The sequence below is a fragment of the Algoriphagus aurantiacus genome, assembly GCF_035156405.1.
Taxonomy (GTDB): Bacteria; Bacteroidota; Bacteroidia; order Cytophagales; family Cyclobacteriaceae; genus Algoriphagus; species Algoriphagus aurantiacus.
On sequence record NZ_JAXRUT010000056.1, the window covers coordinates 1 to 10,772 of the forward strand.

Here is a 10,772-nt window from a genome sequence, read left to right on the forward strand (position 1 = left end):
TGCCACTTACAGAACAGGGAATAGTACGCTTCGTTGCTTGTCTTTTTCATCCTGCAACATTATACATTCAGGACTCAACTATCAATATGGTTTTGTCGGATGCATACAATTATAATCAAAAGCTGTTCGAAGGTTTCCGGATTTATGGCCGGAGGGATGTTATAAAAGTTGGCTTCGACGCCCTTCGGGGTCGGGGATGGTTCAATTCTATTGCTATCCATGGGTTGAACCCATGGCTATTCAGAGGTTTGATCCCTTCGGGATCATTTTTTTTGAGTAGAACCAATGACTGTTTAGTATACCACATCCTCATCAGCCTCCCCTACAGGCTGGCCCAATCCTAAACCAATTCACTGAATTGGTTTTCGACGGATTGTCCTCCTCCTTCCCGAATCGCTTCGCTCTCGGGACAGGCTCTTTAGGAGCAGGCGCTAATCAGCAGTAAATGATAGTTCCAGAATAGCTTAACTCGGGATCTTCGATTTCAACAACTAAAAGACATATGTAAGAAAATGAAAAAAATGGAACTATTATATACCTTGTGCTGGGTATTTTTTGCATGAAAATCAGAAAGTTATCCACATTATAGGCTGAATAGGAAGGGAATTACCTGGGTTTGAGGACGGTCGGTGGCAGGAATGCAGTTTGCGGTTGATTGGGTTTGTCTTTGTTCCTGTCCTACGTTATGGTCGCTGATTACATGCAAAGCAAACCGATAACTGAAAAACATTAGTGGCCAGGGTGGCTGGTACAAGTGACTAAGATGGACGAGCATAGTCATATACCGATCAGCATGGTCTCAGTTGCCGGATTACAAATCCTACGAAATGTTGTTCGACATGGCAAAAGCCGAACAGCGGAATTTCACAGCAATGATGGCAAATGCGTGTTGAATAAACGGTCTCACTGAACTCCAAAAACCACAACTGTCTGATTTTGTCAGACAGTTGTGTGGGGCTGTATGATTTTTTAGTCCATTTTTTTGTACCCTTATTTTTGAAAATCCTATTTGTATAGTCTTATATTAATGTTACTGTAGTGTCGTTCGGCATTTTGAATATCGTTAATTGTCGGTGACTATACTTTTTGTTGAAATGAGTTGATTAAGTTGATTGACAAAGTCTGCTTTGGTTTTGAATGAACCGTGATTCTGGTAGATTCCCGTTAAAGAACTTAACTCTTCCATTTCTTCATTGTAAAAATCAATTTTGTCTGCATAATTCAAATTATTCTTTTCTATGCGTCCACATACTAAAGCTGTGTTAATCCGATGGCTGCATCTGCAGTTGTTTGTAGGGTTATAAACTCCACAGTTGTTGGTTAGAAAGCCGCTTAATATTTTTCTGGATTGCTCAAGTCGCTTCCTGAAATTCTCAGGTGTAGTGTTTGTGATTTCAGAACCTATATTGCTTTTAATTTTTAAAATACTACCTAAAATGAATGTCAATCTCATTTCTCGATTCAGACATTGAAGCATCGCTAGTGTACAACTTATTTTCATTTCTTTCTCCAACAATTCTTTGTCAGGTAAGTCATAATCAATCGGAGCCTTATAAATTTTTAAGTCCTGTGCATATATGTCAAATGAAGTAAGCACATTTTCAATTTCTGATCTTTTTAAATTAATCAAGTAATTAGTTGCAATACGGTATGCCCAAGTTTGGAATTTACTTTGACCTTTGAATTTGCTTAAATGTGTGATTATTTTAATAAGTATTTCCTGAGTTGCATCTTCAGCATCCATTCTATTCCATAAGAATCTAAGTGAAAGATTAAATATGAATCCTTGAACCGACTGAATAAGTTGTTCTAAGCTTCTCTTGTCGCCTTGCAAACACTTTCTTATTAATTCCTGTTCTTCCATATTTTAAATTTAATAGAAGGGAATGTCCATTTGTGCAATCACTTCTGTTAACTATTTATTTTACTTATCTAATAAAAATTGACCGTGTGGGTTGTCTTGTATCATTAGCCAATTGCCATCAGCTTGTTTTCTGAGTACAGCTATTGATAAGCCACTTTGTTCAATTTTTGTACCATCGGGCAATTGCCCAACCATTTTCCAAGGAGCTATATGTGTTGCAATATCACCTGATATATACACTTCATGTCCGCTAAATGAGTATTGAGGGTTAAAACCTACAAACTCAGTAAAGGCTAATCGCAAATTGTCTTTTCCCTGTACAGGAATTTGAGGCTCAAACATAACTATGGCATTGCTTTCGTATGTGGATAATACTCCATCAATGTCTTTGCTTTGAAATGATGTCACCATTTTCTCTATAGTGCTGTAAACCTTTTTTTGTTCTTCATTAAACTTGCTGTCCATTGTTTTTATTGTTTGTGCATTGCTCAGTGAAACTATTCCAAAAGTCAATGCTGTTAATAAATAGATACTTGTCTTGTACATACGGTTTAATTTTAAGTAACCAATTAAGTTTGGCTACAATACATTAGACAAGTCAAAATGGAAACTGTGAATTTTCAGTACGAATATTTTTTTACAGACGTATCGCTCATGCTGACGCACAACGGTCGTGATGTCCAGCTTCGATAAGTGTTTTTGCAGTTAACAATCCCACTCCTCAACCTTATCCTGAGATTAAAATTGATAATTGCTTCATAAGTTTTTTTATTACATCTGTTTGACTAATGATTAAAAGGCCTTCTGGGCTGTGGGACGAACAACAAGTTCATTTACATCAACATCCTCAGGCTGCACTATGGCAAAGACTACAGCTCTGGCAATTGCATCAGCCGGGATGGTGTCAGACCTAAACTGCTCATCAGCCAGTTTCTTAAGTGCCGGATCCGATATAGAGTTAGAAAGCTCAGATTCTGTTGCTCCTGGAACATTGATGCACTAATCAGAATCTCCAACCCAAATGGATGGTTGGAAAAGGAGTCCATTTAGGCTGAGCATAGGTTTCGGCTCCGATGTGTTGGGGCTTGGCATCAGGTGAATACATCAGCGCAAACCAAGGAACAATATAAAAGCCTCGGGAACCCGACTCCTCCCTACCAAACATAAATCTATATCCTGTTCTTAATCCCACTGAATAACCCCAAACGCTTTCCCTTTCATGCGAATCCTTAAGTTCAATTTTATCTCTTCCGTAGACAAACTGTGTACCTACGAAAAATCCTCCGGTTCTATTGAATAGATAATCGAATTTCATATCATATCCGGAAGAAAAAACTGAAAATCTATCATCCGCAAGGAAAAACTCTGGGGTTTGTATGCCAAAAACTCCCAAACTTGCCCTAAAACTTGAAAAGGTATACGCAGTATGGAGCGAATACCCATTAAAAATAAAAGCAATCGGGTCTGATTCTATTTCCAGCCCGATTGCCTGTGTTTTTTTCTGGGCGACTGAAAATTTCGGCAAATTCAAAGTTGCCAATAAAAGGAGTAAAATAAATAACCGGCTAATTTTCATGGGATTTTCCAAATGTCTTAATAGCCAGCAAATTTCCCGAAAAGATCAGCCGGTACTCTTAACAAAAGATAAGAAAACCTATTTCTGAATAATTCTTCGCCTTATTCTGCTCATAGAAACCGGAGTAATGCCTAAAAAAGAAGAAATTATATGATGGGGAACCCTCAATAATAAATCCCCATGTTCTTTTTCGAAACGCAGGTAACGCTGCTCGGGGGTGTACATAATCTGCGAAGTGAAAATCCGCTGTGCATTGACAAAGCGTTGCTCCGAAATTACCCGAGTTACTAGATTCATTTGAGGAATGGATTCATAGAGTCCTTCCAGCTTTTTTTTATCAATTACCAAGAGGGTACAATCTGTAATGGACTCCAGAGCCTGGTCACTTTCACTTTGAGTCAAAAAACTCTGGAAACAACTTGCAAAATGATTTTCTTTGAACAGGAAGATGGTCACTTCTTCATTCTTGGGATTCAGACAAAAGAGTCGCAACACCCCATTTATGATGAAATAAATGTTCTTCTCTACATCACCAATCTTAGTAACCAGATTCTTTGATGAAATATTTTTTACACTAAAGCAACTTCTGATTTCATTCCATTCAGTCTCGGAAAATGAGGTAATGCTTCCTAGAATTGCTTTAAAATGATCTTCCATTCTATTTACTTTTTAGTCATACTTGAATCTACGCCGAATATAGGCCAGTGTAGGAATTCTTTTTCTGTTCCATCATACAATTCGCGCAATCCCTCCCCCCATATCCATTCAATCCCCTCCCTGTCCCAATGACCCGACAACACGGTATAAAACAATACCTCACCGCTTTTATTGAATTACAAATTCTCCAATTCTTTTTTTGCTCTATCATTCCCTGGATTTAGCTCCATAGCTTTTTTAAAATATGCCAAAACGGGACACAAAATGCTGTCCGGAATACACTTGCAGCCAAACGGCAATTATAGTAAATCAAGACAGTAGATCTATTCGGTTAATTTTGTGACATTATAGATTACCGGCATTTGTCCTTTCCAAGTACTCCACAAATCGTCGTCTAATATAAGCCTTGCCATAAAATGGCCTACATTGATCCTGCTAGTTTTACCCGGATTAAAAATCGCACTTCTAGTGGGTGATTTATGTAAAGAATATTCTGAAAAATTTTCTTCGTTTATCAATGTGTCCGGACGAACTACAACCCATTCAATGTTCGGATTATTCTGTCCGACCTTTAGTCTTAAATAGTCTGCTGCTTTTTCATTGTCTGGGTGAGGTGGAAGTAAGAGTCTAATCATTCCTATTACCATTTTCTCTCCTACTGAAACAGGTTCGTAAATATCTCTATTGCTGTTTCCTGCTGTATTCATCAAAACAAATTTGATTGGTCTTTCAGAGGCATTTTTAATAATTGCTTCACACAGCAATCTTACTGTATCCGTAACAAGTTTTTCTGGCTTTCCATAAATACCATTCCACGTCATAGTATGCCCAAGGCAAGATGCTACAGCCTGACAATCTGCGATGTATTCGGACATTTCTTCCGGGGTGATTTCTGCAATCTTTCTTTTGATTATTGTTAGATTCTCAATTGTATTCCAATGATCCGGAATATTACTTGTAGATCGAACTATAACTTTAATCTTTTGTCCTGATTCTAATAGCCGTTCTACTAAAAGCTTTCCTGTCGCTCCGCTTGCTCCAACTACTAATGTTGCTAATTTGTTCATATTAGTTCTTTGTAAACAACTTTGAATTACGTTAAGGTCTTTGTGAAGACGGAGGATAGAAATGCTTCTTTGTAATAAGGGGGCACTTATAGCCGCTAATTAATTTCCACTTGTTTTCTTAGTGCTTTCAATATCTCTCTTCTTATCCAAGAACTAAATGGTTGAATAATTGTCCAGTAGATCTTAAACTTTGCTTTTGAAGCATCTGTTGGACATAATATCCGTGTCTCAGTATTTAATCTTGTTTTAAGATTATTACCTTCTGACAATTCAAAACTCCATATAGCCTTTGCAAATTCTAAATTTTCAAAACTTATGAAATCCTCTGACTTAAAACTTTTGAGTCGACCAGTTGGAGTCCAGAATTGTCCAATAAGGCCAATTATTAACTCCTTATCAGGTATTGTCTCCAGCTTTACAAAATTTATTTTCTCTAGCCCTTTTAATGTTAGGCTCTCCGGCACAGGTATACCTCTTAGCTTAAAAAGCCAATAAATGACTCTGGATTCTTTAAAATTCAATTCTTCTACTACTGGAAATACTTTGTCAAATGGAGCATCTATTTCAATGAATTCCGAATTAGAAAAGTCAGCATTAGGTAAATATTTATTTTGTAACATTCTCTACGAATTTGTACAAATATTTCTGATTTACTTAACTAAAAACTCTATATTTTCTGGAATTTAAAGTCCAGATCGATTTTAGAAAGACCGTCCCAGACTATTAATAAATTTGAATTCAAGGAAAACGGTTTTGGTCTCAAATAGCTTCAGTTTAAGCGTTTTGGGAGAGTTGGTTAATAAACTGGAGTGTACTGCTACAGACATCAACTCCACAGAATTATGAAGTCGGGAAAACTGAGAAAAATTTATTAGGCTCCCAAGGATAATGACTATAGCTGAAAATTAAGGGTTTAGGCAGGTCAGAATTTATTAGTGATTTGACTAGTTGTACTATAAATGCTAGAATCAGTAGCTGCAATAATTTTTGCAAACTTAACAGTAATAGTAATCCTTTTTCAGGGATGTTTAGCTTTAGGTATGCCATACGGTGAAGCTTCTATGGGAGGAAAATACCCTGGCACTTATCCCCTTAAAATGAGAGTTGTTGCAGTCATGAATATGCTACTATTGAGTTTTACTGCAGCACTTATATTAGCAAAAGCAGATATGCTATTCCCCCAACTAAAGTCGGCCTCTGTAATCGGAGTATGGTTTATAGTAGTCTTTTTTGGAATTGGGACAGTTTTAAATAGTATTACCCCGAGTAAAATTGAACGCATGTGGGCTCCCGTAGCTTTGGTCCAATTAATTACAAGCTTTATTGTCGCAATAAGTTAAATGAAAGAGATTCACCTTCGTTGATTGTATTGTTAATACCCTCATTCCTTTCGGTTTATTTTAGGCTTGTAATTTACCAGGCTGGATATAACTGAAGTTTGGGCCAAATTCAACAGCTTAAATCCCCCATTGTGCATCGCGAATAGTGAAAAAGATATTAATTATCCACCGCCTCACTACTCACCTCTTGGAATCTCCACCTTCTCTGCACCTATTCTTCTCCGCTTAGGCCGTGCAGGATTTGATGAAGTTGATGGCGCTGAAGGAGTTAAAAAGAGTCTATCGTACTCGAGGTGATTATCCTCCATTCCATGTATGTTCCTGTAAATAATATCTTCAGGGCCACGTACTACTTTTTCCAGATTACCATGCTCCAGGTGATAGGTTAATACGGCATAGGCATTATCCCAATGGTGATCATTTTTCATACATATATCCTGAAAAGTGAAATTTTCTTGCGTCATGTTCAAAAGAGTAAAATAGGCATGCGCAAATTACTAAAATTCTGGAAAGTGACAACCGGCTTGATATGAAGTATGAATGACCTCTTTGTATCCAATATCTCCTGAGTGTTCCCTACCCAGAAAAGATGATCCTCCCCCTCAAATTCGACAAACTTCGCACCTTTAATTCGATTGGCTATGAACTTACCTTCCTCAATTTTTACATCTATATCTTGTGTACGCTGCATTAAAAGTGTCGGTACCTTAATTGATCCTAAAATATCCACGATATCCACCTGAGTGTTCATCTTGGTTAAAACCATCGCCGCACTGGGACTGGCACCGGACCTGAAGTAATTGGCAAGCCAATTCATAAATTCAGGATCATTGGCCATGGAAGGTGCCAGTGATTCCAATCCCATATCCCCAGCTATTCTCGATCATGTCATATACTGTTTGCCTTTCAGAATTGGTGGGTGCCCAGGGGTAATCAGACGAATATATTCGTTTGGCAAAAATGCCAAATGTAACCAGGCCGATGGTTCTGTGAGGATAAGTGGCTGCAAACAATGCAGAGACAGAGCCTCCTTCAGAATGGCCAAATAATATAGATTTTTGAGAGCCGACAGCATCCATGACTGCCCGGATATCATCCATACGCTCTTCCAAAGTGGACAATTCTACTATCCTGTCTGACAGTCCGGCACCTCTTTTATCAAAAAGAATAACCCTGGAAACCTTTCCAAGTTCTTCCAAAAATGTCACTAACTGTGGACATGCCCACATTAAATCAATATTTGAAACCCAGCCTGTGATATAGACGAGGTCGGTGACACCGCTTCCAAAAACCTGATAGGCAATGTTGATTCTTCCACTTTTGGCGTAATGGGTAGTTGGATTCATAAAAATAAATAATAATATAGTTAAAGACCTACATTAGAACTTAGCAACACTAATTCTATCTCAATAAAAAGATAAATTTAGGTTATATAAGATTAAAGTTATATATGGGTAAACTAGAGCGTTCCATATAAAAGCGTTATAACTACTCCAGCAGTCCCAGCTAGAGAATGAACAATAGGCACAAAATTATATTGAGTTTTCAACTGTACTACCACCCAGCTATGAAATCAATCTATCTCAACTCTAAATCTATCTCAACGCTAAAATCTAGGTCAGAAAAGAATGAAGGTGGAGCAGTCCATATTTAAATTCAAAGCTTCACTCCATACACCTATTAAGGTGATATTTTTCACACGTTTCATTTCACCCAACAGATTGAACTATATGTTGTCAAATTACCACTGATTTTTAACTTTTTCATAACGCTACCGACTAGTCCATTTTTCGATTCTCCAGTCTTTAAGGTATAAAATCACTGGGATGGGATATATCCCCACCTGCTTACCGCAGTAAAAGATTAGGCTTTTAGAAAAAGCTGCGCTAGTATTCAGGGACAAAAGACACTGACCTAAAATGAAATCGATCCTAATCCTTGTAATAAGTTTATCTTTTTTAACATTCCCCAGTCAAATTCGAGCCCAATCCACTACACCTCCAAATGTGGTTTTTTTTCTCGTTGACGATTTAGGATGGACAGATTTGGGAAGTTTTGGAAGTGAGTTTTACGAAACTCCAAATTTGGATCTATTGGTCCAGTCTGGAATCAAATTCACCCAAGCCTACACCGCATCTCCGGTTTGCTCCCCTACACGGGCGAGCATCATGACTGGAAAATACCCTTCGAAAATGTACAACACCGACTGGTTTGGCGCTCCACAACCTGATCAGATTCAATCCCACTGGACAAAAAACAAGCCCCTCAAACCTGCCCACTATGAGCCTAATTTGGCTTTAGAAGAAATCACGATGGCTGAAGCCTTCAAATCAGCAGGATATGCTACATTTTTTGCGGGAAAATGGCACTTGGGCGAAGAAGAAAGTCATTGGCCAGAAAACCAAGGATTTGATATTAACAAAGGAGGAAACGATAAAGGAGCTCCATCGACTGGGAAAAAGTATTTTTCCCCCTACGAAAACCCAAGGCTCGAAAATGGTACAGATGGAGAATACCTTCCCGAAAGATTAGCAGAAGAGACCTCTAAGTTTATTCGTGAAAATAAGTCAAAGCCATTTTTCGCGATGCTTTCTTTCTATTCGGTTCATACTCCGCTAATGACTACCATAGCATTGGAAGAAAAATACCTCGCTAAGCGTGCTGCTTTGGGGCTAGAGGACAAGTTTGAACCCGAGCATGCCAACCAAAACCGAATCACACAGGCACATACGATCTATGCAGGAATGGTCGAAGCGATGGATCAAGCAGTGGGAAAAGTAGTAGATGAAATTGAAAAGCAAGGATTGACCGAAAATACCATCATCGTATTTTTCTCTGACAATGGTGGCCTATCCACCGCTGAAGGCAGTCCAACAACCAATCTGCCGCTCCGGGCGGGAAAGGGATGGCTTTACGAAGGTGGTATTCGGGTTCCGATGATTATGTCTTGGAAGGGACACATCCCTTCGGGAAAAGAAATCCATGCCCCGGTAATCTCCAACGACTTTTTTCCAACCTTTTTGGATCTAAGCGGCAATCAAGAAACCTTGGAATCTGTCGAAAACTTGGATGGGATAAGCCTAAAAAACTGGATCATGAAACCTGAAATGGCTACCGATCGGGAAGCGCTCTTTTGGCATTATCCTCACTATGGCAATCAGGGGGGAAATCCGGGTTCGGTCATTCGAGAGGGAGACTGGAAGCTGATCTATTTCTACGAGACACAGAAAATGGAGCTTTATAATCTTAAGGAGGATATCGGAGAGCGGAATAATTTGATCGCAGAAAATCCTGGGAAATCAGAAACCCTCAAAACCAAACTTTTCAATTGGCTGGTTGAAACAAAAGCAGCATTTCCACGGCCGAATGAAGCGAAAGAATAACCTGGAGAACTATCCATAGTGAAAAAGCACCAAGAAGCTTATATCCTAGAATACAGAGGTATTTTTTTCCGACCTACAGGTTTAAATATTCCAGAATTCCTCATCAAGGCTTGCTTCCAAAGTTTAAGTAAACTGCTAATTCCTTCTCCGGGAAAAGCGAATAAATCCCTGCAGATCCACTGTTAGAGCATCAAAGTGATTCCCCAAATTCATTCGGTCAAATAAAGGTGACATAGCCTAAAATCAAAAGTCGGGTGAATGTCGGGCAAAAGGACATAAATCCGCATTATCTAAACTCAGAAAATACCTACTCTTGTCCCAGAATGGTAGAGCCAATTTTCTTTGAATTTAAAAAACTGACGATTCTGCTTTTCAGTAGCTGATCCGGAAAAGATCCACCAGAAATGACTTTCAATTTCAACCCTTATACTTCCTAAACTACACCAAACCACTTCTTTATGCATAAAACATTCAAAGTCTCCGGAATTGTACTGGCTATTCTAGTCCTGTTTCTTTTCTATTTGGGGAGTCGAACTCCATCCCTCCCAGAGAATTATGGCCAGCTGGATACACGGTTATACTTAGGTGATAGTGAAAATCAACCCTTGATCGTTGCATTTGGCGGTGGTTCGGGAGGGAATGATTGGGAGCGAAACTACTTAAAAGATAAGCGGGAGGAATTTCTTGCTCGTGGTTTTGCGATATTGGCTATAGGTTATTTCAAAACCGTGCACTCGCCAAATACCTTGGATCGTATTTCCCTGAATGCTATTTACCTGAGTTCGATTAATAAAGTGTAGAATTATTGGGATGTGAATATAGATAGAACCAGTACACTTGAGTATATTTAAGTATCTGAAATTCAAACATATACAAGCGGATCAC

14 protein-coding genes are annotated in these 10,772 nt (G+C 38.6%); 5 read left to right on the forward strand and 9 right to left on the reverse strand.

The window, feature by feature from the left end; translation table 11 throughout:
- Positions 1 to 344: hypothetical protein (locus SYJ56_RS25450; RefSeq protein ID WP_323839158.1), on the forward strand; the 344-nt coding region annotated here is incomplete at its 5' end.
- 719 nt (positions 345 to 1,063) lie between these two features.
- Here the strand turns inward: SYJ56_RS25450 and SYJ56_RS25455 are convergent.
- Together SYJ56_RS25455 and SYJ56_RS25460 are read right to left on the reverse strand one after the other, a co-directional pair.
- Positions 1,064 to 1,864, reverse strand: a complete 801-nt coding sequence (locus SYJ56_RS25455; protein ID WP_323839160.1) for an RNA polymerase sigma factor — start codon at positions 1,862 to 1,864, stop codon at positions 1,064 to 1,066.
- Positions 1,865 to 1,924: 60 nt separating this feature from the next.
- A complete protein-coding gene (locus SYJ56_RS25460; RefSeq protein WP_323839162.1) occupies positions 1,925 to 2,410 on the reverse strand; it encodes a YybH family protein in 486 nt (161 codons plus the stop codon).
- Between the two features lie 313 nt (positions 2,411 to 2,723).
- On the opposite strand from SYJ56_RS25460, the gene SYJ56_RS25470 reads away from it, so the two are divergent.
- Positions 2,724 to 2,867: a hypothetical protein gene (locus tag SYJ56_RS25470; RefSeq protein ID WP_323839164.1), complete on the forward strand. Its 144-nt coding sequence runs from the start codon at positions 2,724 to 2,726 to the stop codon at positions 2,865 to 2,867.
- Here SYJ56_RS25470 and SYJ56_RS25475 read toward each other — a convergent pair whose 3' ends face one another.
- The 4 genes from SYJ56_RS25475 to SYJ56_RS25490 all read right to left on the reverse strand — a co-directional run bounded on the left by SYJ56_RS25475 (position 2,868) and on the right by SYJ56_RS25490 (position 5,784).
- On the reverse strand, positions 2,868 to 3,440 hold the full coding sequence (locus tag SYJ56_RS25475) for a hypothetical protein (RefSeq protein WP_323839166.1): 573 nt from the start codon (positions 3,438 to 3,440) through the stop codon (positions 2,868 to 2,870).
- 78 nt (positions 3,441 to 3,518) lie between these two features.
- Positions 3,519 to 4,097: a Crp/Fnr family transcriptional regulator gene (locus tag SYJ56_RS25480; RefSeq protein WP_323839167.1), complete on the reverse strand. Its 579-nt coding sequence runs from the start codon at positions 4,095 to 4,097 to the stop codon at positions 3,519 to 3,521.
- A 323-nt stretch (positions 4,098 to 4,420) separates the two neighbouring features.
- Positions 4,421 to 5,164 (reverse strand): NAD(P)-dependent oxidoreductase, encoded by a 744-nt coding sequence (locus tag SYJ56_RS25485; RefSeq protein ID WP_323839169.1) that lies wholly within the window; start codon positions 5,162 to 5,164, stop codon positions 4,421 to 4,423.
- A 95-nt stretch (positions 5,165 to 5,259) separates the two neighbouring features.
- Positions 5,260 to 5,784, reverse strand: coding sequence for a hypothetical protein (locus SYJ56_RS25490; RefSeq protein WP_323839171.1), 525 nt, complete (start codon positions 5,782 to 5,784; stop codon positions 5,260 to 5,262).
- A 339-nt stretch (positions 5,785 to 6,123) separates the two neighbouring features.
- Here SYJ56_RS25490 and SYJ56_RS25495 point away from each other — a divergent pair, with 339 nt between their 5' ends.
- Positions 6,124 to 6,504, forward strand: a complete 381-nt coding sequence (locus SYJ56_RS25495) for a hypothetical protein (RefSeq protein ID WP_323839172.1) — start codon at positions 6,124 to 6,126, stop codon at positions 6,502 to 6,504.
- 176 nt (positions 6,505 to 6,680) lie between these two features.
- Here SYJ56_RS25495 and SYJ56_RS25500 read toward each other — a convergent pair whose 3' ends face one another.
- From SYJ56_RS25500 to SYJ56_RS25510, 3 genes are read right to left on the reverse strand one after another with little or no spacing between them, the layout of a single operon-like run.
- Complete coding sequence (locus SYJ56_RS25500) at positions 6,681 to 6,968, reverse strand: hypothetical protein (RefSeq protein WP_323839174.1); 288 nt, start codon at positions 6,966 to 6,968, stop codon at positions 6,681 to 6,683.
- A gap of 2 nt (positions 6,969 to 6,970) precedes the next feature.
- Positions 6,971 to 7,369, reverse strand: coding sequence for an alpha/beta fold hydrolase (locus SYJ56_RS25505; RefSeq protein ID WP_323839176.1), 399 nt, complete (start codon positions 7,367 to 7,369; stop codon positions 6,971 to 6,973).
- A complete protein-coding gene (locus tag SYJ56_RS25510) occupies positions 7,332 to 7,850 on the reverse strand; it encodes an alpha/beta fold hydrolase (protein ID WP_323839179.1) in 519 nt (172 codons plus the stop codon). Before SYJ56_RS25510 ends, SYJ56_RS25505 begins: the two co-directional genes overlap by 38 nt.
- 573 nt (positions 7,851 to 8,423) lie before the next feature.
- Here SYJ56_RS25510 and SYJ56_RS25515 point away from each other — a divergent pair.
- Both SYJ56_RS25515 and SYJ56_RS25520 read left to right on the forward strand, forming a co-directional pair.
- Positions 8,424 to 9,887: a sulfatase gene (locus tag SYJ56_RS25515; protein WP_323839181.1), complete on the forward strand. Its 1,464-nt coding sequence runs from the start codon at positions 8,424 to 8,426 to the stop codon at positions 9,885 to 9,887.
- Between the two features lie 458 nt (positions 9,888 to 10,345).
- Complete coding sequence (locus SYJ56_RS25520; RefSeq protein ID WP_323839183.1) at positions 10,346 to 10,687, forward strand: hypothetical protein; 342 nt, start codon at positions 10,346 to 10,348, stop codon at positions 10,685 to 10,687.
- Positions 10,688 to 10,772: the final 85 nt, after the last annotated feature.

Excerpts from the sequence above, each read along its gene's own strand:
- SYJ56_RS25455 (WP_323839160.1), bottom strand. The coding sequence starts at position 1,864 with ATGGAAGAACAGGAATTAATAAGAAAGTGTTTGCAAGGCGACAAGAGA.
- SYJ56_RS25460 (WP_323839162.1), bottom strand. The coding sequence starts at position 2,410 with ATGTACAAGACAAGTATCTATTTATTAACAGCATTGACTTTTGGAATA.
- SYJ56_RS25470 (WP_323839164.1), top strand. The coding sequence starts at position 2,724 with ATGGCAAAGACTACAGCTCTGGCAATTGCATCAGCCGGGATGGTGTCA.
- SYJ56_RS25475 (WP_323839166.1), bottom strand. The coding sequence starts at position 3,440 with ATGAAAATTAGCCGGTTATTTATTTTACTCCTTTTATTGGCAACTTTG.
- SYJ56_RS25480 (WP_323839167.1), bottom strand. The coding sequence starts at position 4,097 with ATGGAAGATCATTTTAAAGCAATTCTAGGAAGCATTACCTCATTTTCC.
- SYJ56_RS25485 (WP_323839169.1), bottom strand. The coding sequence starts at position 5,164 with ATGAACAAATTAGCAACATTAGTAGTTGGAGCAAGCGGAGCGACAGGA.
- SYJ56_RS25490 (WP_323839171.1), bottom strand. The coding sequence starts at position 5,784 with ATGTTACAAAATAAATATTTACCTAATGCTGACTTTTCTAATTCGGAA.
- SYJ56_RS25495 (WP_323839172.1), top strand. The coding sequence starts at position 6,124 with ATGCTAGAATCAGTAGCTGCAATAATTTTTGCAAACTTAACAGTAATA.
- SYJ56_RS25500 (WP_323839174.1), bottom strand. The coding sequence starts at position 6,968 with ATGACGCAAGAAAATTTCACTTTTCAGGATATATGTATGAAAAATGAT.
- SYJ56_RS25505 (WP_323839176.1), bottom strand. The coding sequence starts at position 7,369 with ATGGGATTGGAATCACTGGCACCTTCCATGGCCAATGATCCTGAATTT.
- SYJ56_RS25510 (WP_323839179.1), bottom strand. The coding sequence starts at position 7,850 with ATGAATCCAACTACCCATTACGCCAAAAGTGGAAGAATCAACATTGCC.
- SYJ56_RS25515 (WP_323839181.1), top strand. The coding sequence starts at position 8,424 with ATGAAATCGATCCTAATCCTTGTAATAAGTTTATCTTTTTTAACATTC.
- SYJ56_RS25520 (WP_323839183.1), top strand. The coding sequence starts at position 10,346 with ATGCATAAAACATTCAAAGTCTCCGGAATTGTACTGGCTATTCTAGTC.